This is a genomic window from Sorangium sp. KYC3313 (genome assembly GCF_052075895.1).
In the GTDB taxonomy this organism is placed as follows: domain Bacteria; phylum Myxococcota_A; class Polyangia; order Polyangiales; family Polyangiaceae; genus Sorangium; species Sorangium cellulosum_B.
The window spans coordinates 12,245,232-12,269,082 of the sequence record NZ_CP197255.1; the positions used below are offsets into that span (position 1 = coordinate 12,245,232).

18 protein-coding genes are annotated in these 23,851 nt (G+C 70.8%); 10 read left to right on the plus strand and 8 right to left on the minus strand.

The window, feature by feature from the left end:
* Window positions 1–33: 33 nt before the first annotated feature.
* Together ACSRUE_RS46600 and ACSRUE_RS46605 are read right to left on the minus strand one after the other, a co-directional pair.
* Complete coding sequence (locus tag ACSRUE_RS46600) at window positions 34–825, minus strand: TPM domain-containing protein (RefSeq protein WP_441289167.1); 792 nt, start codon at window positions 823–825, stop codon at window positions 34–36.
* A 14-nt stretch (window positions 826–839) separates the two neighbouring features.
* Complete coding sequence (locus ACSRUE_RS46605) at window positions 840–1,466, minus strand: LemA family protein (protein WP_441289168.1); 627 nt, start codon at window positions 1,464–1,466, stop codon at window positions 840–842.
* 214 nt (window positions 1,467–1,680) lie between these two features.
* On the opposite strand from ACSRUE_RS46605, the gene ACSRUE_RS46610 reads away from it, so the two are divergent.
* From ACSRUE_RS46610 to ACSRUE_RS46630, 5 genes are all read left to right on the plus strand, one after another.
* The gene (locus ACSRUE_RS46610; RefSeq protein WP_437743888.1) at window positions 1,681–2,217 is read left to right on the plus strand and encodes an ureidoglycolate lyase; all 537 of its coding nucleotides are present in this window, start codon (window positions 1,681–1,683) and stop codon (window positions 2,215–2,217) included.
* Window positions 2,218–2,232: 15 nt separating this feature from the next.
* On the plus strand, window positions 2,233–3,069 hold the full coding sequence (locus ACSRUE_RS46615) for a TrmH family RNA methyltransferase (protein WP_441289169.1): 837 nt from the start codon (window positions 2,233–2,235) through the stop codon (window positions 3,067–3,069).
* Window positions 3,070–3,082: 13 nt separating this feature from the next.
* Window positions 3,083–3,751 (plus strand): hypothetical protein, encoded by a 669-nt coding sequence (locus ACSRUE_RS46620; protein WP_441289170.1) that lies wholly within the window; start codon window positions 3,083–3,085, stop codon window positions 3,749–3,751.
* A gap of 226 nt (window positions 3,752–3,977) precedes the next feature.
* Window positions 3,978–6,347, plus strand: a complete 2,370-nt coding sequence (locus ACSRUE_RS46625) for a (Fe-S)-binding protein (RefSeq protein WP_441289171.1) — start codon at window positions 3,978–3,980, stop codon at window positions 6,345–6,347.
* A gap of 369 nt (window positions 6,348–6,716) precedes the next feature.
* On the plus strand, window positions 6,717–6,881 hold the full coding sequence (locus ACSRUE_RS46630) for a hypothetical protein (RefSeq protein ID WP_157906386.1): 165 nt from the start codon (window positions 6,717–6,719) through the stop codon (window positions 6,879–6,881).
* A 70-nt stretch (window positions 6,882–6,951) separates the two neighbouring features.
* Here ACSRUE_RS46630 and ACSRUE_RS46635 read toward each other — a convergent pair whose 3' ends face one another.
* Complete coding sequence (locus ACSRUE_RS46635) at window positions 6,952–9,318, minus strand: autotransporter assembly complex protein TamA (protein WP_441289172.1); 2,367 nt, start codon at window positions 9,316–9,318, stop codon at window positions 6,952–6,954.
* Between the two features lie 272 nt (window positions 9,319–9,590).
* Between ACSRUE_RS46635 and ACSRUE_RS46640 the strand changes: the two genes are divergently transcribed.
* From ACSRUE_RS46640 to gspC, 3 genes are all read left to right on the plus strand, one after another.
* Window positions 9,591–10,151 (plus strand): ubiquinol-cytochrome c reductase iron-sulfur subunit, encoded by a 561-nt coding sequence (locus tag ACSRUE_RS46640; RefSeq protein WP_441289173.1) that lies wholly within the window; start codon window positions 9,591–9,593, stop codon window positions 10,149–10,151.
* Complete coding sequence (locus tag ACSRUE_RS46645; RefSeq protein ID WP_441289174.1) at window positions 10,148–11,941, plus strand: cytochrome b N-terminal domain-containing protein; 1,794 nt, start codon at window positions 10,148–10,150, stop codon at window positions 11,939–11,941. The genes ACSRUE_RS46640 and ACSRUE_RS46645 overlap by 4 nt, the downstream gene beginning before the upstream one ends.
* A 297-nt stretch (window positions 11,942–12,238) precedes the next feature.
* The gene (gspC, locus tag ACSRUE_RS46650; RefSeq protein WP_441289175.1) at window positions 12,239–13,198 is read left to right on the plus strand and encodes a type II secretion system protein GspC; all 960 of its coding nucleotides are present in this window, start codon (window positions 12,239–12,241) and stop codon (window positions 13,196–13,198) included.
* 26 nt (window positions 13,199–13,224) lie between these two features.
* Here the strand turns inward: gspC and ACSRUE_RS46655 are convergent, their stop codons facing one another.
* Both ACSRUE_RS46655 and ACSRUE_RS46660 read right to left on the minus strand, forming a co-directional pair.
* Window positions 13,225–14,826, minus strand: a complete 1,602-nt coding sequence (locus ACSRUE_RS46655; protein WP_441289176.1) for a serine/threonine-protein kinase — start codon at window positions 14,824–14,826, stop codon at window positions 13,225–13,227.
* A 160-nt stretch (window positions 14,827–14,986) separates the two neighbouring features.
* A complete protein-coding gene (locus tag ACSRUE_RS46660; RefSeq protein ID WP_441289177.1) occupies window positions 14,987–15,589 on the minus strand; it encodes a hypothetical protein in 603 nt (200 codons plus the stop codon).
* A 473-nt stretch (window positions 15,590–16,062) separates the two neighbouring features.
* On the opposite strand from ACSRUE_RS46660, the gene treS reads away from it, so the two are divergent.
* Both treS and ACSRUE_RS46670 read left to right on the plus strand, forming a co-directional pair.
* The gene (treS, locus tag ACSRUE_RS46665) at window positions 16,063–19,458 is read left to right on the plus strand and encodes a maltose alpha-D-glucosyltransferase (protein ID WP_441289178.1); all 3,396 of its coding nucleotides are present in this window, start codon (window positions 16,063–16,065) and stop codon (window positions 19,456–19,458) included.
* A gap of 16 nt (window positions 19,459–19,474) precedes the next feature.
* Window positions 19,475–20,053, plus strand: coding sequence for a hypothetical protein (locus ACSRUE_RS46670; protein ID WP_441289179.1), 579 nt, complete (start codon window positions 19,475–19,477; stop codon window positions 20,051–20,053).
* A 164-nt stretch (window positions 20,054–20,217) separates the two neighbouring features.
* Here ACSRUE_RS46670 and ACSRUE_RS46675 read toward each other — a convergent pair whose 3' ends face one another.
* The 3 genes from ACSRUE_RS46675 to ACSRUE_RS46685 all read right to left on the minus strand — a co-directional run bounded on the left by ACSRUE_RS46675 (window position 20,218) and on the right by ACSRUE_RS46685 (window position 23,704).
* Window positions 20,218–21,780 (minus strand): protein kinase domain-containing protein, encoded by a 1,563-nt coding sequence (locus ACSRUE_RS46675; protein WP_441289180.1) that lies wholly within the window; start codon window positions 21,778–21,780, stop codon window positions 20,218–20,220.
* Between the two features lie 671 nt (window positions 21,781–22,451).
* The gene (locus ACSRUE_RS46680; protein WP_441289181.1) at window positions 22,452–23,393 is read right to left on the minus strand and encodes an alpha/beta fold hydrolase; all 942 of its coding nucleotides are present in this window, start codon (window positions 23,391–23,393) and stop codon (window positions 22,452–22,454) included.
* Window positions 23,390–23,704 (minus strand): hypothetical protein, encoded by a 315-nt coding sequence (locus ACSRUE_RS46685; RefSeq protein ID WP_441289182.1) that lies wholly within the window; start codon window positions 23,702–23,704, stop codon window positions 23,390–23,392. The genes ACSRUE_RS46680 and ACSRUE_RS46685 overlap by 4 nt, the downstream gene beginning before the upstream one ends.
* Window positions 23,705–23,851: the final 147 nt, after the last annotated feature.

A 23,851-nucleotide genomic window follows, 5' to 3' on the forward strand; every position in this document is an offset into this window, starting at 1 on the left:
CCTGCACAGGGTGAAGGGGCGGCGCGCAGCGGCTCAGTAGCTATCGCTGGATCCGCCCCCGCCGGAGCGACCGCCGCCGCCGCCACCGAACCCGGATCCGCCGCCGCCGCTGCGGCCGCCACCGCCGCCTCGGAAGAGGATCGCCTGGAGGACGAGCCACAGGAACCAGCGGAAGGAGGGCGAAACCAGCGCGAGCACGAGCGCCGCCACGATGGCGACGACCGTCACGCCGACCTTGATCGGCGAGACCGGGGCGGGCGCCGGCCGGGCGCCGGGCGCCGGCCGCCGTTCCCCCTCGGGTGTCCCGGCGACGAGCGTCCTGGCGATCTCTGCCGTTCCCTGGTCGATGGCGTCGCGGAATCGATCCTGCCTGAGCAGCGGGTTGATGGTCTGCCGGATGATGTCGTTCGACTGGAGATCCGTGAGCGCACCCCCCACGCCCTTGCCCGTCTCGATCCGGACGCGCCGCTCGTTCGGGGCGATCACGAGGAGAACGCCGTTGTCGGCCCCGCGCTGGCCGAGCTGCCAGGTGTTGAAGGCCTCGTAGGCGACGTCCTCGATCGTCTCGCCTTCGAGGGAGCCGGCCACGAAGGCGACGATCTCGAACCCTGTCTCGCGGCGGATGCGATCGAGCTTCGCGTCGAGGGCGCGGATGTCGGACGGATCGAGCCGCCCGGCGGTGTCGACGACGTGCCCCGTGAGCGCCGGCGGCGTGAAGTCGGCCAGGGCCGGCCGCGCGACGAGCGCGCAGACCAGCGCGAGCGCGGCCGCGACGGCCCTGGCCACGGCGCGCAGCCGCGCCCCGCTCGTGCCGATCCGGCGCATCGCCGCGCCCCTCATCAGAACGAGACCTTCGGCGCCGACTGGACCTCGGGAGAGGCGGTGAAATAGACGCGCGGCTTGAACGGCTGGCCCGTCGCCTTGTTCACCACCTGGCCCCGGATCTTCAGGAGCTCCGCGTTGTACTCGCGCGCCGCCTGGTTGTACTCCTGGCGCGCTCGGAGGATCCGGTTCTCGATCCCCTCCAGCTGGACCTGGAGGCCGTGGAAGCCCTGGTTCGCCTTGAGATCAGGGTACTGCTCCTGCACCATGAGGAGCCGCGAGAGCGAGCCGCTGAGCTGCTCCTGCGCCTTCTGGAAGGCCTGCACCTTCTCCGGATCCGTCAGATCGTCGGCCTTGAGCTGGACGCTGGTCGCGCGGGCGCGCGCCTCGGCGACGCTCGCCAGCGTCTGCTCCTCGTGCTTGGCCGACCCCTTCACGACCGCCACCAGGTTCGGGACCAGGTCGTAGCGCCGCTGGAGATTTGCCTCGAGATCGGACCATTTCTGGGCCGCGATCTGATCTTTCTCGACCAGCACGTCGTAGCGCTGGCAGCCGACGACGGACGTCATGACGGCGAGCACCGCCAGGAACAGGGAGGCCACCGCGAGGCGCTTCCGAAATGTCGATTTGTGAACAATCCGCATGACTGGCTCCAGGGTCGCTTGCATTACCCGCCGGGGTTGCGTCGCGAGGCGCCTTGCAAAACCCGGCCCCATGGCGCTCGCGGCGGGCTGGCGCGCTGCGGCGGGCCCGCGACGTGATACCCTTTCCCTGTCGTGCCCTCGGCCGGCGCGCTCCATGCACCGCGCAGGAGGGCCTCAGGGAAGCCACACGCGTGGCGCGCCGCCACAGTCGCCCATGACGATGAGCCACCGCCCGCGCATCGCAGCCCATTCGCTCAGCCCCGCAGCGTATGCGCCGTACGGCGACATCCTCATGGCCTCGCCGCACGGCGAGCCCGGCAGGCCTGCCAACCAGGGGACGGCGCGGCGCTTCGATCACCTCGCCGCGATCGAGAACCTCCGCCCCGGGCACGCCTCGCTGAACGTCTCGGTGTTCCGCTGCGCTCCGCGCTCGAGCTTCCCGCTCCCGATCGCCCTGCTCGAGAAGCACCCCGGCTCGACCCAGGCGTTCGTGCCGATGAGCGCGCGGCGCTACCTCGTCGTCGTGGCCCTCGGCGGCGACCGGCCCGAGCTCACGACGCTGGGCGCCTTCATCGCCCACGGCGCCCAGGGCATCACCTATCGCCCCGGCGTGTGGCACCACCCCATGATCGCGCTCGACGCCGAGGCCGACTTCGTCTGCCTGGCCTGGGAGGACGGCTCTCCCGGCGACTGCGCCGTCGTCGAGTACGCAGAGAGCGAGCGGATCGCGGTCGCGATCGACCTGCTATAGAGGCGCCCCCCCGCCATGCGCCGCTCGACCCCCAATTGCTCGTTCGTCGCGCAGGAGCAGCGAAGGCTGCTCGCCGCGCTCGACTCCCTCGACGTCGCCGACGTCGCCCGCATCCTCGAGGAGTTCGTCACGGACGAGCGCAGGGCCCGGCTGCGCGGCGTCATCGCGGCGCGGCTCGACGCCGTCACCGTGGCCATGGATGCGCCGCACGATCCGCACAACGGGGCCGCCGTGCTCCGCTCCTGCGACGCGTTCGGCCTGCAGCGGCTGCACATCATCGAGCGGGCCGAGCAGTTCCTGGTCTCGAACACGGTCTCGCGCGGCTCCGAGCGCTGGGTCGACGTGCGCACGCACGCGACCACCGAGGCCGCGATCGCCGCGCTCCGCGCCTCGGGGCACGAGCTCGTGGCGACCCACCCGGAAGGCGAGCTCACCCCGCGCGACCTCTCGAGCATCCCCCGCCTCGCGCTGGTGCTCGGCAACGAGCGCGACGGCATCCGCCCCGACCTGGCCGCCGCCTGCGCCCGCGCCGTGCGCGTCCCGATGCGCGGCTTCGCGGAGAGCCTCAACGTGAGCGTCACCGCGGCGATCCTGCTCGAGCACGCGACGAACGGCCGGCCCGGCGACCTGCCGGAGCCCTACCAGATCACGCTCTACGCGCGCGCGCTGGTGCTCACCGTCCCCCACGCGGCGGAGATCCTGGCCGCGCGGGGCATGCACCTGCCCCTGCCCCTCGGAGGAACGCCGCCCCCTCCCCCGAAGCCGCGCGGCCCCAGGCCGCGGAAGCCGCCCGCGCCGCCCGCGCTCGAGACGCGCAGCGCCGGCGCCCCGCGGGAGCCCGAAGGCGGATAACATGCAGCCCCCCATGCGAAGCCCCGGTCCCCCGCCGCGCGCCCGTCGCGCCGCGCCGCGCCTGCCGGCGTCTCGCGGCCTCCGCGCGCGCCTCGCCAGCGCGGCGCGCGGCGCCGCCGCCCTCGCCCTGCTCCTCGCCGGCTGCATCGAGGTGCCGCCGCCCCCGCCCAGGCCGCCCCTCCAGCCGAAGGACATCCAGGTCCCCGAGGGCGTCGGGCTCGAGATCGCCTGCACACCGACGGGCGTCGAGCTCTGCTTCGACGCCCGCGACAACAACTGCAACGGCGTGATCGACGAGGGCTGCGGGCTCCACACCGGGATCCTCCAGTTCACGATCGCCTGGGAGGAGCCCGAGGCCGACGTCGATCTCAACGTCTATGACCCGGCGGGAGAGCTCGCGCGCGTCGGGGAGCCGACGGCGAGCGGCCTCATGAAGGACCGTGACTGCCCGCGCGTGAGCGGCGAATGCCAGGAGCAGAACGTGGAGAACGTCTTCCTCACCGAGGGCGAGCCGGCGCGTGGCCGCTACCGCGTCGTCGTGCGGCTCGACAAGCTGAACGACGCGACGGCCCCCATCCGCGTCCGCCTGAGCGCGCGGGTCGGCCAGCGGTCGTACAGCATGGCGCTCGATCTGTCTCCCTCCGCCGCGACCGAAGAGAAGAGCGTCGAGTTCACGCTCTGAGCCGCTCGCGCGGCGCTCCGCCCGCGCCCTCGACGCGCCGCCCGCGCCCCCGCCGCGCGAGGCGCCCCAGCGCGCACCGACGTATCCGCCCTTGCAAGAACAGAAATCCGGCGAAGGAGCCCCGCGCGTTCCTGCGCCGCCGCGCGGTTGACGTCCGGCAGCCGCCCACCTTAAAAGATGTGGCCATTTTACACCTGGAGACGCCCCGCGAATGAATCCCACGTGGATGCTCACATTGCTCGTCGGCCTCTTCGCCGCCTTTGCGTGGAGCGCCAACCGGCGTTGGCAGCTCCTCAAGGTCGGGCGCGGGGAAGACCGGCTCGACCGGATCGCCGAGCGCCTCAAAGGCACCTGGGAGTACGCCTTCCGGCAACGGAAGATGGGTTACTACCCGCTCGCCGGGCTGGCGCATAAGCTCATCTTCTTCGGATTCCTGGTTCTCCTGCTCCGGACGCTGATCCTGTGGGGGCGCGGCTTCGACCCGTCGTTCGATCTGTGGATCCTGGGGCACGAGCCGGTGCGGCTTCCGGGCATCGGCGCGGTGCCGCTCGGCGGAATCTACGAGTTCGTGAAGGACGTCATGGCCACGCTGGTCGTGATCGGCGCGCTCGTGTTCATCTACTACCGGGCGATCAAGCGCGAGCGGCGCATGACCCTGTCCGGCGAGGGGCTCCTCATCCTCGGCATCATCGTCACGATGATGGTGAGCGACATGCTCTATGACGGCGCCTCGCTGGTGCTCCACCACCGCTGGTCCACGGCGGCGTGCGGCCCCGCGGACGCGGCGCTCTGCGAGCGCGTCGCCACCGTGACGGCCCCGTTCGCGGGCGTCCCCGCGGACCCGGCGGCGCTCCGCTGGCACCTGTTCCCGGCCCCGGCGGGCTCGCTGTTCGCCGTCCTCCTGAGCGGCGCCGGCCCGGGGGCGCTCGTCGTGCTCGCGCACATCGGGTTCTGGACGCACGTCACGCTGGTGCTCGTGTTCCTGAACCTGCTCCCGCACTCGAAGCACTTCCACATCATCACGTCGATCCCGAACGTCTTCACGCGCGACATCGGGGCGCGCGGCCGGCTGCCGCTCGTCGCGGGCACCGCCGAGGCGATCGGCGAGATGGTCATGAAGGCGGCCGAGGAGCCCGAGAAGGCGGCCCCGGTCGGCGTCTCGCGCATCGAGGATTTCACCTGGAAGGCGATCCTCGACTTCTACACGTGCACCGAGTGCGGCCGCTGCAGCGACAACTGCCCGGCCCACAAGACGGGCAAGATCCTGAGCCCCAAGCAGCTCACCCTGGACCTGCGCGATCACCTGTACGGCCGAGAGGGGGAGTTCATCAACAGGCCGGGCGGCCCGCGAGGCGAGCAGCGCGCCGCCGGCGACGGCCACGCGGCGCAGGCGAACGGGACCGACGGGGCGGCGGCGCAGGACGGGCAGGCGGCGGAGACGCAGGAGCACGCGGAGCAGGCGGCGCCGGAGAACCCGGTCCCGATCCCCGAGGTCGCGTACAAGCCGGTCGACCTCGTGGCGAACGTCGTCCATCCGGACGTGCTCTGGGCGTGCACGACGTGCCGGGCCTGCGAGGAGCAGTGCCCGGTGATGATCAGCTACGTCGACAAGATCGTCTCCATGCGCCGCCACCTGGTCCTCGTGAAGGGCGAGTTCCCGGCGGAGCTCGGGAATCCGTTCAACGCGATGGAGGTCAACGGCAACCCCTGGAACCTCGCGCGCATCGACCGCGGCAACTGGGCCGAGGGGCTCGAGATCCCGACCATGGCCGAGAAGCCGCAGGCCCCCGTGCTCTACTGGGTCGGCTGCGCGGCGAGCTACGACGACCGCGCGAAGAAGATCGCCCGCGCGACCGCCAGGCTCCTGAAGGCCGCCGGCGTCGACTTCGCCATCCTCGGCCAGGAGGAGACCTGCACCGGCGATCCGGCGCGCCGCGCGGGCAACGAGTACCTCTTCGCGATGCTCGCCGAGCAGAACGCCGCGACCCTGAACGGCTACAAGGAGCAGGGCGGCATCCGGAAGATCGTCACGACCTGCCCCCACTGCTTCAACACGCTCGCGAACGAGTACCCCGACTTCGGCGCGAAGTTCGAGGTCGTGCACCACACCGACTTCCTGCTCGGCCTGGTCGCCGAGAAGAAGCTCGTCCCCAGCAAGCCGGTCGAGGGGAAGGTGGTCTTCCACGACTCCTGCTACCTCGGCCGCTACAACGACGTGTACGAGCAGCCGCGCGACATCCTGAAGCGCATCCCCGGGTTGCAGCTCGTCGAGGCCGAGGGGTGGAACCGGCAGAAGGGGCTCTGCTGCGGCGCCGGCGGCGCGCAGATGTGGATGGAGGAGCAGAACAAGGACCGCATGAACGTCAAGCGGACACTGCAGCTGCTCCAGACGGAGGCGAAGACCATCGCGACCGCCTGCCCGTTCTGCCAGACGATGATCACCGACGGCCTCAAGGATCAGTCCAAGGAGGAGTCGATCCGCCAGCTCGACGTGGTCGAGCTGCTCGAAGAGAGCTGCGCTCTCGACCGCTCGGCCGGCAGCCGCCCGGCCACCGCCCAGGACGCCGCCGAGACGGCCGCGTCCGCCAGCGCCTGATCCGCCAAATTCCGCTGTCATTGCACACAAGAACGACGCGTCATGCAGGTTATGACGCGTCGTTCCAACGCGTTCGCCTACATGTGCGCCCTGGACCAAGCCTGATGGTGTTCAGGCGCAGCCTTCTCGTGCGTCCCGTCTCGGCCTGAGCTAGATTCGGCCCTGCCGCCGGAGGTGGATGTGATTGAAGGCGCTCTGAAGGGGACCGCGAACCTGGATCCCTGCCCTACGCCGGAGGGGACCGCAAATGCGGATTACCGGCTCACGGGGACACTGGCCCATCCGATTTGCGTCTCGGTCGACGCGATCGCCGACAACGCGCTGCGTGCGCGCCAAGCAGCCTCAGGCGCAACCGAGCACCGCTGCGACGTGTGCGACAGGGCCATCGCGGGAGAGCCGCACGGGCGCGGCCTCTACGTGTGGTCGCGCGGCGACGAGCTCCGGTTCGAGGAGCCCGCCCTGTGCTGCCTCTGCTCGGTCGCCATCGGGATGACCGCGCTGTCCGCCTGGAACGTCGAAGAAGAAGAGGGCTGATCGCCCGCTGCCTGCTTGAAGGCGCGGGCCCCCGCCGCCCTCCGTCGCCCGCCGGACGGAACACCGCACGTCAGAACGCCTCGCCGATCGCCAGGTTCACGGCGATGGGCAGCACATCGAACAGCTTGCCCGGTGGCCGCTCGTCCTCGGGCCAGCCTGCTGCCTCTGTCTCGTTGCAGACGCCGAGCACCTGCAAGCAGGGGATGCGGTAGCCGACGTCGAAGCGCAGCGGTCCGACCGGCGTGACGTAGCGCAGCCCGAAGCCCGCCGAGAGGTGCAGGCGCTGCGCTCCCGAGCGGAACAGCCGGTGCTCCCGGGTGACGTCGCCGGCGTCGGCGAAGATCACCGTACCGAAGCTCTCGCCGAGCGGTATCCGCAGCTCCAGGCTCGTCTCCCACAGCAGACGGCCTCCGATGGGGACCAGCGGGGCGTCCTCCTCGTCGGCGCTGCCGCCGGCCCTCAGGCTCGGCACGCGGGCGTGCGGGCCGACCTCGTTGTACCCGTATCCGCGGTTGCTGGTCGCGCCGCCGCTGAAGAACCCGCGGAACTGCATCAGCTGAAGGTCGGCCCCCACGTCTCTCCGGCAACGGTCCCTGTCCACGCCCGCGAGGGCGTCGCAGCGGGCAGGATCCACGGAGGCGTCGCCGTAGTCGCCCGTGAACAGCCACCCGGTCATCAAGCGGAAACCCAGCGTCCATCTCCTCGAAACAGGGAGGTAGGCGCGAAACTCGGGCTGAAGGCGGATGTCGCGCGCGGAGTGAAACCGCCTGTCCCGCTCGTCCTGCGCCTTCTCGCCGACCAGGGCCTCCGCGATCGCGGTGTCGAACGCCAGATGGCCGGCCAGCTGCGTGTCCAGCGCGATGTAATAGCCGTGATGGGGGGTGACCCTATCGGGCTTCCCCGCCTCGTTCAGCCGGCGGTCATAGGACACCAGCGCCTGGAGGTAAGGGATGAAGAGGGTCCCGAACCCGGAGGGCAGCCGCGCCGAATTGTAGGTGAACGGGCTGTTCAGCTGGACGTTGTAGAGGAGGGCCGCGTTCAGGTCCGATTTCAGGAAGGGCCGCTCGACGCCGATGGAGCCGACGTACTCGCGGTAGCCGACGATCGCGTGCTCCGGAGCCTCCTGGGCAGCCCCTGGTGCAGCGCCTGCCCCCCCCTCGCCGGCGCCGCCCTGCCTGTCCGGCTTGGTGCAGAACTCACCTGTCTGGGGGCAGTAGAGCTTGAACGAGCCGCGCAGCACCGCGGCCGTGCGCCGCTCGATCGCCCCGGGCTGGCGGAGCTCGGTCCGGAGCTGGATCTCCGGCAAGAGGCGGAACGTGTCTCCGAGGTCCTTGCCGAGCAGGTTCGAGAACTCCACCGGGTAGAAGACGAGCCCCGGCCGGGCCTCGACGCTGAAGCGGCGCAGCCCCCCGAGGAAGTTGCGATCTTCCCACCCGGCGACGAGGTGCGCCTCGACGCGCGAGCCGACCTCGGCGCCTCCGCCGAGCTTCACGGCGCGCAGCGCGGCCGGCTGCACGGAGAAGGTCACGGGGACGACCGGGTTTTGGGGCTGTCCGGGCGGCGCGAGCTCGGGCTTCACGGAGACGGCGCCGAACACGCCGAAGTCGGCGAGCGCCTGCTCTGCGTCCGCCAGATCCGCGGTCGAGAAGCGCTCGCCCTCCTCGACGCCGATCGCCGTCCTGACGGGCCCCTCGGGCAGCTCGCCGAGCCCCTCGAGCTTGACCTTGCCGAACCTGCACTCGGGGCCGAGCTCGATCGTGTAGCGGATCCGCGCCTCGTTCTTCACGAGGTCGACGTCGACGTGCCCCTCCACGTTCGCGTAGGCGAAGCCGCGATCCGTGAGGACCCGGAGCAGGTTCTTCTTGAGCTCCTCGTACCGCGCCTCGTCCAGGCGCTCGCCGACCTTGAGCTCGTCCTTCGCCTCGGTCACCGGCCGGCCGATGTCCCTGCCCTTCTCCAGGGTCCAGTCCCGCCACGCGAGATCCACCGACGCGATCTTCACCGGCGCGCCCTCGGAGACGACGATGCGCACCCGCACGCGCCCCTGCTTGCCGGGGCCGCCGAACCGCTGCACCCGCGCCGCCCGCACCCGCGCCCCGTAGAACCCGCGCGCGCGGTAGTACCGCTCGATGCGGGCCAGGTCCCGCTCGAGGACGAACCGGTCGAAGCGCTCGTACTCGACCGTGAGCGCGTCCCAGACGCTCAGGATCGGCACGGGCTCGAGCGCGCCGCCGAGGAGGCGCGAGCTCTCGGCCGTCGCGATCCGCGCGGCGAGCTCGTCGCCGCTGATCACGTCGACGCCCTCGAACGAGACGTCCTCGATGGCGCACCCGCTGAGGTCGGGACGCGTACACGCCGGCGGTTGACGCGAAGCGGCACAGGCAGAGGCCCCCAGCACGGCGAACATCACGAGCGCTGCGGCGGCGGGACGAGGCATCGGGACCTGGACAACGGAGAGAGAACTTTCGGCTGTGCCTGCCGAAGCGCAATCGCCCCGAGGTGCGCGATGGCGAGGATTCAACGTTACGCCTGTGTTTTCGATATGCTGCGTCCGCTTCGGCCGCCGTGGACCTCGCTCCAGTCTGGGCGGCCTTCGGAGAGCGGCGCGAGCGAGGGAGAGCCTACGAGATGGCAGAGCCGACGCAAAAGGAACCTGGTGCCGGTGGGTACCTCGGACATGGATTGCCGCACGAACCTGGGCCTCACGGGGTGCCCACGAGCGCCGGCGCGCCGTCCGCAGGCCCGGCCCCCGAGGAGCGGCGTGGCGCCCTGAAGGTGCTCGTGGCGATCGGCGGTCTGGCCTGCGCCGGCGCGATCGCCGTGCCGGCGGCGAGCTTCATCGCGGCTCCCGCCGCAGGCAGCGCCGGCGCCGCGGGCGGGCGCGAGCGCTGGGTCCGGGTCGGGCGCCTCGCGGACCTCCCGCCGGGCGAGCCGCGGCGGCTCAAGGTGATCGGCGAGGAGCGCGACGCCTTCACGGTCGCGAAGGACCAGATGCTCGGCGCGATCTGGGTCATCCGGGAGGGCGAGAAGATCCGCGCGCTGAGCGCCACGTGCCCCCACCTCGGCTGCGGGATCGAGCTCAACGACGACAAGAAGAGCTTCAACTGTCCGTGCCACGCGTCGCGCTTCGGCCTGTCGGGTGCGCCTGAGACGGGGCCGTCCCCGCGCCCCATGGATCCGCTCGCGACGCGGGTCGTCGACGGCTGGCTCGAGGTGGACTTCCGGCGCTACCGTGACGGGGTCGCCGAGCTCCAGGAGATCGCAGGATGAGCCTCGGTGACTGGCTGAACGAGCGCATAGGGCACCGCGAGCCGCTGCGCCGGTTCCTCGACGCGCCCATCCCCGGCGGCGCGCGCATCGGTTACGTGTGGGGAGGCGCCCTCGCGCTGCTGCTGCTCGTCGAGGTCGTCACGGGCGCGCTGCTCATGTCGGCGTACGCCCCGAGCGCGACCACGGCGTGGGCGAGCGTCGCGCACATCAACTTCACCCTGCGCGCCGGGTGGCTCATCCGAGGCCTCCACTACTTCGGAGCGCAGGCGCTCGTCATCCTGGTCGCGATCCACGTGGCGCGGATCGCGCTCCACGGGGCGTACCGCGCGCCGCGCGAGATCGGCTGGTTTTTGACCCTCGGCCTGCTCGGCGTGATCCTCGGCTTCACCTTCACGGGCAACCCGCTCCCGTGGGACCAGGACGGCTACTGGGGCGCGCGCGTCGAGACGGGCATCATGGGCTCGGTCCCGGTGGTCGGGCCGTTCACGCAGCAGCTCGTCATCGGCGGGAGCTCGCTCGGCCACCTGACGCTGACGCGGCTCTACGGCCTGCACGTCTTCGTGCTGCCGGCGGTCATGGCCTTGCTGCTCGCCGCGAGCTTCGCGCAGTTCCGCAGGCACGGCTTCGGCACGCCGCACGGCGCCGACCTCGGCAAGGCGGATCGGTTCTACCCGAAGCAGCTCGGCCTGATCCTGCTGGCCGTGGCGCTCGTGCTGGTCGTCGTGTTCGATCTCGCGGCCATGGAGCACGGCGCCCCGCTCGAGGCGCCCGCGGATCCCGTCAGCGACTACAACGCCCGCCCCGCCTGGTACTTCCGCCCGCTCTTCGAGCTGCGCAAGTACTTCCCTGGCTCGCTGGAGCTCATCGCGACCGTCGGCCTGCCGGGGGTGGTCGGGCTGTACCTTGCCCTGCTGCCGTTCCTCGACAGGAAGCCCGGCCCGCTCCGCGCGCGGCTGCCGGCGCTCGCGCCGCTGTTCTTGATCGGCCTCGGGGCCGTCGGCCTGCTGGGGAAGTCGTTCGTGAAGGACGCGAAGGACGAGGGCTTCCAGCGCTCGGAGGCGCAGAGCGCCGCGCGGACCGCGCGCGCGGTGGCGCTGTTCAAGCAAGGCGTCCCGCCCGAGGGAGCGCTCGCGATGCTCCGGAACGACCCGGAGACGCGCGGCGAGGACCTCTACAAGAAGGAGTGCGCGAGCTGCCACCGGCTCAACGATCTCGGCCCGCCCAAGGACAAGCAGACGGCGCCGGACCTCACCGGGTTCGGGACGAAGGCCTGGGCGCTCGAGGTGCTGAGGGATCCCGACGCCGACCACCTCTTCGGCAAGACGGCGTTCAAGGAGATGATGCCGTCGGCGGTGAAGCCGCCCGCGGATCCCGAGGCGGCGAAGGTGTTCACGCCGATGAGCGCGGCCGACCAGGAGACGATCGCCGCGTTCCTCGAGGGGCAGGCGCGCGGGGAGCCCGGCGCCGGGACGCCCGGCGAGAAGATGGTCCGGCAGCGGTGCACGAGCTGCCACCGGCTCGACGGCAAGACCGACGACGAGGAGTCGGCCGCCCCCGAGCTCCGCGGCTGGGCCTCGGTCGCGTGGATCGAGGCGCAGATCACGAACCCCGGCAGCGGCAAGGCCTACCCGCCGGCCGCCATGGCGAAGGACCTGGAAGGCCACATGCCGGCGTTCGAGGAGAAGCTCTCCGCGAGCGACCGGAAGGTCCTCGCCGCCTGGGTGTACCGCCGCGGCCGCGGCGAGCCCGGGACGACGGTCGCCGCCAAGGCGCCCGACACGAAGCCCTGAGCGAGCCGCCCGCCGGCGCTCGCTGCCCCACCCTTTCCTCCTCTCGATCTCCCTCTCGATGAGCGCCGCCGCGGCGCGCGCGGCTCGTGGACGCGCACCGATCCGTTCGGGTCAAGGCGCGCGCCCTGACAGGCGCTCGCGCGGGCGCTCCGGCGCGACGGGCCGGCACGCGCGGTGCTGCGCGTCCCGAGAGGGAGGGTCGGTGGCGACATTGTGCACGGTCGCCTCCACGCCGGCGTGCGCGCGGCGCTCGCCCCGCGCGCGGGCGGCGATCGAGCCCCAGAAAGAGCAGGACCCGTGGACCTGGATGCGGCTGTGAAGCACCACTTCCTGTGGATCGCGGGCACGATGATCGCGTCCGCCGCCTACTTTCAGGCGTCGGGGGTGTCTCACTTGATCGGGAGGACGATCATCCCGGACAGAGCCGCAAGGCTCGCTTCCACGCCCCCTGCGTCCCGCCCCGCGCTGCGCGACGGCCTCCACGCGACGAGCGCGGAGGCGATCCTCCAGCGCAACCCGTTCGACTCGGCGACGGGGCCGCTCCTCCCGCCCCCGGGCGGCGCTCCCGAGGAGCGCGCGCCCGCGGCGCACGGCGATCCGTGGAGCGATCCGACCTGCGACGCCGGACGCGTGGTGCTCATCGCGGCGTCGCAGGACGCCGCGTGGTCGTTCGCGGCCATCGAGGGCCCCGACGGGCAGACGCAGCTCCGCCGGCTCGGCGGCGACGCGGCGGGAGGCACGCTCACGCGCATCGCGTGGGACCGCGTCTGGATCACCGCGGGCGGCGCCCGCTGCCAGATGCAGCTCGGGAAGCTCGGGAAGAGCGCGCGCGAGGAGGCGCCCGCGCCGCAGCCTCGGCCTCAGGCGAGGCCGGTCGGGAGCGACAACAACCTGAACGCGATCCCGCCGGAGATCGCCGCCCGCATCCGGCGGGTGAGCGCCACGGAGTTCAACGTCGACCGCGCGGCGGTCGATCAGATCCTCGAGCAGCAGGCGCTCCTCATGCGCTCCGCCCGGGTGACCCCGGAGCGACGAGGCGACCAGGTCGTCGGGCTGAAGCTCAGGATCAGGCGAGGCTCGCTGCTGGAGACGCTCGGGCTGGAGAGCGGAGACACCCTGAGGTCGATCAACGGCTTCGACGTCACCGATCCCCAGAAGGCGCTGGAGGCCTACGCGCGGCTCCGGACCGCGAACCGCCTGTCCGTCGCGATCGAGCGCGGCGGGCAGCTGATGACGGTCGACTTCAACATCCGCTGAGGACCCGGGCCGGGCGCGCGCGGAGCTCAGCCGAAGGCGTCGACGGCCGCCCTGGCCGCCTGGCCCGAGAGCGACGGCGGCGCGACCGCCTCCCACCACGCCGCCGCGTGCTGCTCGGTCCAGTCGGCGTCCATGCGGAGCGCGGCGAGCCGCTCGGACAGCTCGCGCGCCGACCGCGGCCGCCGCGCGGGGTCCTTCTCGAGGCAGTCGAGCACGATGCGGTCGAGCGCGGGCGGGATCGCGCGCGCCGCGCGCTTCGAAGGCGCGACGGGCGCCTCCGTCGCGTGGAGCAACATCGTCTTCATCGCCGTCTCGGCCTCGAACACGAGGGCGCCGGTGAGCAGCCAGTAGGCGACGCACCCGAGCGCGTAGAGGTCGGTCCGGCCGTCGATCGGGCGGTCGCCCAGCACCACCTCCGGGGCCATGAACGCGGGCGTGCCGGTGATCGCGTTGTCCGCCGTCAGCTTGGAGGGGTCCGCATCCTTCCTGCGCTGGGCCACCAGCCCGAAGTCGAGCACCTTCAAGAAGTCGAGATCTGCGCCGTAGCGGCACAGGAAGAGGTTGGCGGGCTTGATGTCGCGGTGCACGAAGAAGGCCTTGTGCGCCTCGTGGAGCGAGTGGCAGGCCTGCCGGAGCAGGTGGACCACGCGCGCGGGCGGCTGCGGGCCGTCCAGCTTGACGAGGGTGTCGAGGTCCATGCCATCGAGCAGCTCCATCACGTAGTAGAACGACCCGTCGCGGGAGACGCCGAAGTCGAAGATCCCGATCGTGTGCGGCGATCGGAGCGCGGCGGTCGCCTGCGCCTCGCGCTCGAACCGCGCCTTCGCGTTGCCGTTGCTCGACGGCTCGCCCTGGAACGCCTCGGGCCGGATCAGCTTCACGGCCGCGGGGCGGGCGAGCATCCGGTGCTTCGCCCGCCACACCTCGCCCATGCCGCCGCCGCCGAGCCGCTCGACGAGCCGGTAGCTGCCGAGCTCCCGCGCCGCGTCGAGCTTGCGCCCGAGCCCGAAGACGACGCGCGACACGAGGACGGAGAGCGCGAGCGCGATGACGCTCGGAAAGAAGCGGCGGAGCATCGCCTCGCGCGAGGGCGGCTCCATGAAGCCCGAGCGGACGAGCACCCAGAGGCAGGCCGGATCGGTGAGGATCGCCAGCGTCGAGGTGAACAGCGTGCGCACGCTCGGGGCGGGTACGATGATGGGAAACATGAGCACCCAGACGGCCACCGGCGGCCATCCCGGCAACACCGGCCCCTCCGGCCACGGCTGCGCGTTGGAGATGACCGAGAGCAGCGCGGCGCCCAGGATCTTGTAGGCGAACGAGAGATCGACGATCCGCGGCGGCGACAGGAGCCCCTTCCGCGCGATGACGAAGAGCGCGGCCGAGACCAGCATGAACGGCAGGAAGACCGCGACGCGGATCGGGTACGGGCCGAGCTCGAGGCCCGGGAAGATCTCCGACACGAGGAAGCCGAGGGAGCCCGCCACGATCGTGCAGAGCGCCATCCACGCGACGCGCCTCGTCGCCTCCTGCTCGAGGTCCGGGGGCAGGCGCGACGACAGCCACTCCCAGCGCGGCCTCACGCAGGCCTTGCTGGCGTCGGGGCCGAGGAAGACGGTCTCGCTCATGGAGTCGCGCGCGCGGCCCACGGCCGCGTCGGTCTGCTCTAGAGGAGGAGGAAGGCGGCGGGAACAGAAGAGTCGCGCGCGAGGCGCACGCCTCCCGGCGCGCGCACGGCCGGGCGTCTTCGCGCGCAGGCGGGCTCGGCCAGCCTGCGCGCGGGGAGCGTTACTTGATGAAGACCTGCGCGGCCGCGATCCCCGCGCCCTTCGTCGCCTTGAGGATCACCTTGCCCGGGCCGCCGATCGGCAGGGGGTTCTTCCAGCAGCCGGAGGCCTTGCCGCCGAGCGTCGCCGCGGCGCCGGTGGTGCTGTCCTGCGCGAGCACGACGGGCGGCAGCGCGGGCGCGGGCTGCGAGACGAGCTGGATGTCGAGCTCCTGGACCCCGAGGCCGATGCCGACGACCGTGTAGCACTTGCCGGGCGAGATGTTGATCTGCTGCTCGAGCGCCTGGCCCTCCTGGAACTGCCCCGCGAACGGCCCGCCGTCCGGCTTCATCCCCGGGGCCTCCGTCGTGCCCATCCCCTGCAGGATCGGCGTCGCGGCCACCGCGGCGACCGGCGGGATCGGCGTCGCGGCGGAGCCCGCGGGCGCGTCGGTGGTGGTGGGCGTGGGCACCGCCGTCGCCGGCGTGGTCGGCACGGCGGAGGCGCACCACTGGCCCGGAGGGCACGGGTTGTTCGGGTCGATCGTCGGCTCGGGGGTCGACGAGCACGCGAGCGCTCCGAGCGCGGCGAGCGAGAGCGGGAGTACGTGGAAGACACGCATCATGAGAATGCTCCTTCGATGGGCATGAGCTCGCCCGATCGCAGAACGAGTGCCAGCGCTTCTTACACCGGCTGCGGTTCGACGTGTGGGTCGAGCTCATGAAGCAGCGATCTCGACAGCGCGCGGGTGCAAACCGTGCGGAAAAGGGGGCAGCCGGGCGCGACCGGACGCAACCGAACGCGACCGAACGCGACCGGACGCAAACAGAACGGCAACGGCGCCGCTTTGCGCCCCGCGCGTGGCGTGCTACCGAAGTCGGGCACGCGTGGTCTTGCAATCCCGAGTAGCTAAACTATACACGTGATCCGCGTCATCTGCGTGGGGACGGCAGTGCGCGCCCAGTGGCGGACTCCGCAGCGTGCCTTGCCTCCTGGCCCTCTGGCCCGGGCGGCGTGCTCACGCCGCACAGGGCCCGAGCCGCTGCGTCCCGTGCGCCCGGCGTCGTCGCGCGGACAACGCGCATCGCCGGAGCAGTCATGAGCCAGGATCAAAAGCCCCCTCCCGCCGAAGGCAGCGCCCTCTGGTACAAGGACGCTATCATCTACGAGGTCCATGTCCGCGCGTTCAGCGACTCGAACGCGGACGGCATCGGCGACTTCGAGGGACTCGTCGATAAGCTCGATTACCTCCAAGATCTCGGCGTCAGCGCGATCTGGCTCCTGCCCTTCTACCCCTCTCCGCTGCGCGACGGCGGATACGACATCGCGGACTACGCCAACATCAACCCGTCTTACGGGACCCGGCGCGAGTTCGCCCGCCTCCTGCGCGAGGCGCACCGCCGCGACATCCGCGTCATCACCGAGCTCGTCCTGAACCACACCTCGAACGAGCATGAGTGGTTCCAGCGGGCGCGGACCTCGCCCAAGGGCTCGCGCTGGCGCGATTTCTACGTGTGGAGCGACACGCCGCACCGCTACAAGGACGCCCGGATCATCTTCAAGGACTTCGAGACATCGAACTGGGCCTGGGATCCGGTCGCCAACGCCTATTACTGGCACCGCTTCTACTCCCACCAGCCCGATCTCAACTTCGAGAACCCGGACGTCCACGCCGCCGTCTTCAAGGTGGTCGACTTCTGGCTGGAGATGGGCGTCGACGGGCTCCGGCTCGACGCCGTGCCGTACCTCTACGAGCGCGAAGGGACGAACTGCGAGAACCTGCCGGAGACGCACGAGTTCTTGCGGAAGCTCCGGCGCCACATCGACGCGAATTTCGCCGATCGCATGCTCCTCGCGGAGGCCAACCAGTGGCCCGCCGACGCCGCGGCGTACTTCGGGAGCGGCGACGAGTGCCACATGAACTTCCACTTCCCGCTCATGCCCAGGATGTTCATGGCGGTCGAGCTCGAGGACAGCTTCCCGATCGTCAACATCCTGAAGCAGACGCCCGTGGTCCACGAGACCTGTCAGTGGGCGACGTTCCTCCGGAACCACGACGAGCTGACGCTCGAGATGGTGACCGACGAGGACCGGGACTACATGTACCGCGTCTACGCGCAGGAGCACACGGCGCGGATCAACCTGGGCATCCGCCGGCGGCTCGCCCCGCTCATGAAGACGCGGCGCAGGATCGAGCTGATGAACGCGCTGCTCTTCTCGCTGCCGGGGACCCCCGTCCTCTACTACGGCGACGAGATCGGGATGGGCGACAACATCTATCTCGGCGATCGCGACGGGGTGCGCACGCCGATGCAGTGGAGCGCCGATCGGAACGCCGGATTCTCCAGGGCGAACCCGCAGAAGCTCTATCTGCCGATCATCATCGACCCCGAGTACCACTACGAGGCGATCAACGTCGAGGCGCAGCAGCAGAACCCTGCCTCGCTCCTCTGGTGGATGAAGCGGCTCATCACCCTGCGCAAGCAGAACAAGGTGCTCGGCCGGGGGACGATCGAGTTCCTGCACCCGGACAACAACAAGGTGCTCGCGTTCATCCGCGCGCACGCGGACGAGCGGCTGCTCATCGTCGCGAACCTCTCCCGGTACGCGCAGCACGTCGAGCTCGATCTCGCGCGCTTCGAGGGCATGGTGCCTGTCGAGCTGTTCGGCAGGAGCCGCTTCCCGGAGATCACGAGCCGCGGTTACCCCCTGTCGCTCGGTCCGCACGACTTCTTCTGGTTCGCGCTGGAGCAGGCGACGCCGGCGAGCTCCGCGGGCGACGCCGAGGCGGCGCCCGCGATCACGACGAAGGCCTCGTGGCGGACGCTCCTCTCCCCGGAGGGGCGCAGGGTGCTCGAGCCGGCGCTCGGGAAGTTCATCGCGGCGCGGCGCTGGTTCCGCGGCAAGGCGCGCACGCGGCGCGCCACGACCTTCGCGGACGTCATCCCGATCCTGCGCAGCGAGCAGACCGCGGCGGAGCACTACCTCCTGCTCGCGCGCGTCGAGTACACGGACGGCTCGCCGGAGACGTATGTCGTGCCGATCGGCTTCGCCACGGGCGACTACGCGCGGACGCTCGCGACGCGCGCGCGCCACGCGGTGATCGCGGACGTCACGATCCGCGATCCCGAGCCGGAGAGCGCGGCGGCGCCGGAGGGCGTCCTCTACGACGCGCTGGCGACCCCGGAGTTCGCCGCGCTCGTCCTCGCCGCGATCCGGGCGCAGGGGGTCGCGACGGGCGCCGCCGGCGAGCTCCACGCGCTGCCGCTCGGGACGACGCTCGAGACGCTCGGCGCCGAGAGAGAGCTCCCGGCGCGCATCTCCGAGAGCGAGCAGAGCAACACGACCATCATTTACGGCGACAAGCTCCTCCTCAAGATCTTCCGGCAGGTCGAGGAGGGCATCAACCCGGAGCTCGAGATCGGCCGGTTCCTGACGGAGCACCAGTTCCCTGCCACGGCGCGGCTCGCCGGGGCGATCGAGTACCAAGCCCGCGGTCGCGAGACGACCACGGTGGCGATGCTCCAGGAGTACGTGCAGAGCCAGAGCGACGCGTGGACGAGCACGCTCGAGGCGCTGAACCGCTTCTTCGAGCGGGTGCTCGTCGACGAGGAGACCGCGAAGGGGGGCGCGCCGCCGATGCCGACCGGCACGCTGGTCGACGCGTCGCGCGCGACGCCGCCGCCGCTCGTGAACCAGCTCATGGGCACCGAGCTCGTGAGGATGCGGCTGCTCGGCGAGCGCACCGCGCAGCTCCACCTCACGCTCGGCAAGCAGAGCAAGGACCCCGCGTTCGGGCAGCAGTCGTTCTCGACGCTGCACCAGCAGTCGATCTTCCAGTCGGCGCACGGCATGCTCGCGCGCACCTTCGCGCTGCTGAGGAAGCGCGAGCGCTCGCTCCCCGAGAACGTGCGGGAGCAGGTGGCGGCGATCCTGCCGCGCGAGGCCGAGATCAACGCGAAGCTCCAGCAGATCGTGTCGAGGAAGTTCGACATGCCCCGCATCCGGACGCACGGCGACTTCCACCTCGGCCAGGTGCTCTCGACGGGCGACGACTTCATCCTGATCGATTTCGAGGGGGAGCCGGCGAGGCCGCTGAGCGAGCGCCGCTACAAGCGCGGCCCGCTCCGGGACGTGGGCGGGATGCTGCGCTCGTTCGACTACGCCGGCTCATCGGCGCTCCGGGACGCTCGCCTCCGGCCGGAGGACGTCGCCGTCCTCAAGCCGTGGACCGACGCCTGGGTGGCGTGGATCTCCGCGAGCTACCTCGCGGGATACATGGAGACGGTCGCGCGCGCTCAGGCGACCGCCGAGCCGCGGACCGACGAGACGGCGGCGTATGTGCCCGCGAGCGACGCGGACACGGTGCTGCTGATCGACTTCTACATGCTCGAGAAGTGCATTTACGAGGTCGGCTACGAGCTCAACAACCGGCCTGACTGGCTGGACATCCCGCTGCGCGGGCTGGAGCGTCTGATCACGCCCAGAGCATAGGAGCGCTGGTGGCGCGATGATCCGGCTGGAGCTCGCGGGCATGCATACGCGGTTGCACTCGACGTTGTGCGGCTCGTGCCCGCAGGGCCCGACGGGTTGCTGCGCCAGCCCGCCGGGGGTCGAGTGGTCGGACATCGGGCGGATCGTCTCGCTCGGCGGCGCTGGCTGGCTGCTCGAGCAGATGGCCGCGGGCAACCTGCGCCCGGGCCACCGCGGCCTGCTCATCCTGCGGGTCGAGCCCCAGGGCAGCGATGGCAGAGCGCTCCCCAAGAGGTGCGCTTTCCACGGTCATGAGGGCTGCACCATCCCCCCCGAGCGGCGCGCGGCGACGTGCAACTACTATGTTTGCGATGACGCCTTCGCGCACGGAGGCGAGCCTCGCGGGGCCCCTGAAGCGCTGGCCGGCCGCAAGGCCCATGACGCGCTCGTGGATCTCTACGGGAGCTGGGATCTCGATCTCGCCGCCCGCATACGCGAGCGCTGGCCGGACGGGCCTCCGTGGAACCTCGATTTCCTCGACTGGCTCGGTCGAGAAGTCCGCCGCCTCGCCGCCAGGGCCGCGCCCTCCATGCGTGTCCTCCGGGCCGGCACCTGAAGTATCCCCTCGAATTTTCATGGAAAACTCACAGGGAGACGGGGAGCAAGATGCCACCCGTCTCCCCGTTCGATTTCCCACCAAAAATGCCAACAAAGGAGCGGAGTTTGTCAGGCCCGGCAAACGAACCTGCGCCCGCTCCAGCGCGGCGGTCACCCGCCGCTCTAGTTCGAAGGGATCGCGCTGACGTCCTGGCGCCGGAGCGCGACGGTGCGCTCGACGACGTCCGACGCGGAGAGCTGCAGGAAGATCGACACGTCGACCCAACCGGCCCTGGACACGACGACGACCTGCATCCCTTGAGGCAGCTCGACGCTGAGGGGCGTCTTGCCGAGCATGGTCCCGTTCCAGCTCACGTTCGCGTCCGCGGGCTCGCTCTTGATCGTGACCTTGGCCTTCATCGGGCTCGGTTCGGTCGCCGACGCAGCCGTGGGCACCGGGGCAGGCTGCTCCAGCGCGCCGGGCCCCAGCGAGCGCTCGCGGAACATCACGAAGGCCCCCGCGGCGAGCAGCGCGACCACCCCGAGCACAGAGGCGAGATACCCGCGCTGCCGCCAGGACGAGGCGCGCCCCACCGTCGCGCCCAGGCTGCCGGGATCGACGGCCGGGGGCTCGTGATGATGGTTGGCGGGGAGGCTGTGGCTCTGATCGCTCAGGAGGGGTAGACCGGCCGCGGTCGCGGAGGGCCACATCGAGCGGTTCATCCCCATGACCATCGAGGCGCGGGGGAACTCTCCTACCATCGAGGCGCGGGGGAACTCTCCTACCATCGAGGCGCGCTGGATGTCGCCCGCGACGTCCAGCGAGGTCAGGTACTCGAACTGCGCGGTGACCTGCTGGCGCACGAGCGCCCTGCTCTCCGCGAACATCTCGAGCACGTGCGCGCCGAGCTGCTCCGTGCGGACGTCCTCGCCCGAGCTCCGCAGGTAACTCTCCAGCGCGTCGCCCATCTCCTGCGCGGTGGCGAAACGTCGATCGGGATCCCGCTGGAGCGCCCTCGCCACGATCTCGTCGAGCGCCGGGTCGATGTCCGGCACGACGGTGGAGAGCCGCGGGATGTCCCGCGTGAGCAGCTGGTGCATCACGGCCACGTGATCGCCATCGAACAGCCGCCGCATCGCCAGGAGCTCCCAGAGCACGATGCCGATGGCGAAGATATCGGCCCGCCGATCGACGTCGCCGCTCGCCATCGCCTGCTCGGGCGCGGCGTAGGCCATCTTGCCCTTGAAGGTTCCGCTCTCGGTGTGCGCCGCGTTGAGGGCCGCCTTCGCGACGCCGAAATCGACGATCTTCACAGCTCCGTCGTACGTGACGAAGATGTTGTGGGGCGAGACGTCGCGGTGCACGATGCCGAGCAGACCGCCGTCGAAGTCCGCGAGCTCATGCGCGTAGTGCAACCCGCGCAGCGCCTCGGCGATGACCCTGACCCACGCCCCCCGCGTGAAGCTCGCGGCGCCAGGACAGCCGCTCACCACCGCCCTCACGACGTCCTTGAGCGGCTGGCCCTCGAGGTACTCCATCACGATGAAGTACCCGCCGCTCTCGCCCCCGATCTCGTAGGTCTGAACGACGTTGGGGTGATTGAGCCGGGCCGAGAGCTTGGCCTCGTCCAGGAACATCAGGACGTAGCGCGGGTCATCCGCCATCCCGACGCGGAGACACTTCACAACTACGAGCTTGTTGAACGACCCGGGCCCGCGGGAGACGGCCAGAAACACGTCTGCCATCCCGCCACGACCCAATTTTGCAATCAGGCGGTATCGACCAAGCAAGCTGTTGCTCGCTTGCTGGGTCGAAGAGATGGTTTGACCGCCTGAATTCACGACATCCCCCGCTATAAGAGCTTAATTAGCCCGTTGACCTGGAGTTTGCAAAGACTTTTACGCCTGGAAACAATCCGCGCCGCCTGTAGACGCGTGCCGCGTTGCTCCATCGCCTGACCATCCATCGTGATGTCCTGGCGCACCGCTCCATCGCCGGATTGCTGCGCCAGGTCACCCCTCCCGCGCCGCAGATGTCATGGTCCTAACGAAATGGCCCCGATCGAACCGGCTCGCACGTGACCACACACACACCGGGTGCTCCTGTCGGCACACCCGGTGTTCCGCCACCGCTCCATTGTACACCAGGCGCTTCAGGAGCGGTGGAACTGGATGCGTGTCGCAGGTCGATCCTTGAGGCCCCTCAGGGTCGCACGAGACCAGCGGAGCACAGGCCCGCTGGCACGAGAACGGGCCAGTCAGTAATGGCGCATACATGTTCGGGGTCGAGGGCGACGGCTCCTGAGCGGACAGGACGACCTCGGCTTCCCTGCGGAGCCCGGGGCTCCGCAGGAAATCGACGTCCGCTCTGCGCGGAGCTCCCTACCAGGCTGTCCTGGTCGTTCTGTGGAGGAGAGCTACCAAGGGTCCTGCGCCCAGAACCTGCGCACGACATCGAGCGTGGCGTCGAGCTGCTCGAAGTGCGGGAGACCCAGCGTGGGCGCGATGCGGGCGGCTTCCACGCGGGCGTTCCGCTGCGTGAGCTCGGCGAGGCGCTCGAAGCCCGAATACGGGTCACGGTCGTGGAGGATCAGCGTGGCGACGGGCAGACGCGCATAGAGGCGCTGGAGAGCGTCGTCCGTGAACAGGGCACCGGCGATGAACGCGAGGGGGGCCTGGTGGGCAAAAGGCTCCTTCGACGCGCGGATGGCATAGTCGACGAGGCCCGGATCCGGCGCGCCGACGAAGCTCTTCTTCAGGAACCAGCGAATGCTGGGCGGCGCAGCCAGCACGCGAAAGAGCGCCTCCGCGGCGTAGGGGACGCGCGAGACAGCCCGGAGGAGGGCGCTCGCGCCGGGAGGTTCACGGCCGAGCCCCGTCGGGGAAATGAGCACGAGGCTGTGAACAATGCTCATCTCCTCGCAGGCGACGGCGGCGGCGAACTCCGAGGAGAGGGAGAGCGCGATGACGTCGGCGCCGCCCGGCGCGCGGACCACGTCCGTGAGGAAGCGGCGCAGCGCGGCGCGGTAGAGCTCGCGATCGTACACGCGGTCCGCCCGCTCCGAGAGGCCGAAGCCGGGAAGATCGAGCGCATAGACGGGCCGCTCGCCGCGGAGCGCATCGAACAGGGGCGCCATCTCCCTGGACGAGGCGGCCGCGTCGACCCCGTGCACGAGCACCACGGGGCGCCCCGCAGCGCGGGCGTCCACGTAATAGGCGAGGCGCCCCGCGCTCCACGTGTCGACGTGCCGTACCTCCGCGTCGAGCGCAGGGGCGAGGGGCGCGCGCTCCGCGGGGCGGAGCGCGCTCGGCACGAGCCGATCGACGAGCCCCTCGAGGCTCATCGCGCGTGCGCTCACGTCTCCCCCGGCGGCAGCATTCCCTCGTTGTCCGCGCGCTCGAGGTCGGCGATGCTCGGGTTCCTCGGCGCCGGACGCGACTTGACGCCGCCGTCACCGGGCTTCGCCTCCTGGCCCGCGTCGCTGCGCTTCTCGCGCTCGCGACGCTCTGCTTGACCAGCGATCTCCTGCGCTGCGCGCACCAGCCGATCCAGGCGATCCACCTCCAGCTGATGGCGAGATCCATCGGGGCCACCGTGCCGATCCTCGAAGCGGTGGTGCCCGGCGTCAGCGCGGCCATGAGACACCGTGCGATCAGGTCGAACCGTCATGCTCAGCTCCTTCCGCACGAGGTCAAAGCACGGACCGTGCCCCCGCGGACCGCGGCCCCAGCAGCGCTCGTCGAGCCGACATCGGGCTGAACAGGGGCCAAGACGCCTCGAATGTGACCATTTGCCTCGGTCACCCTCGTCATCCCC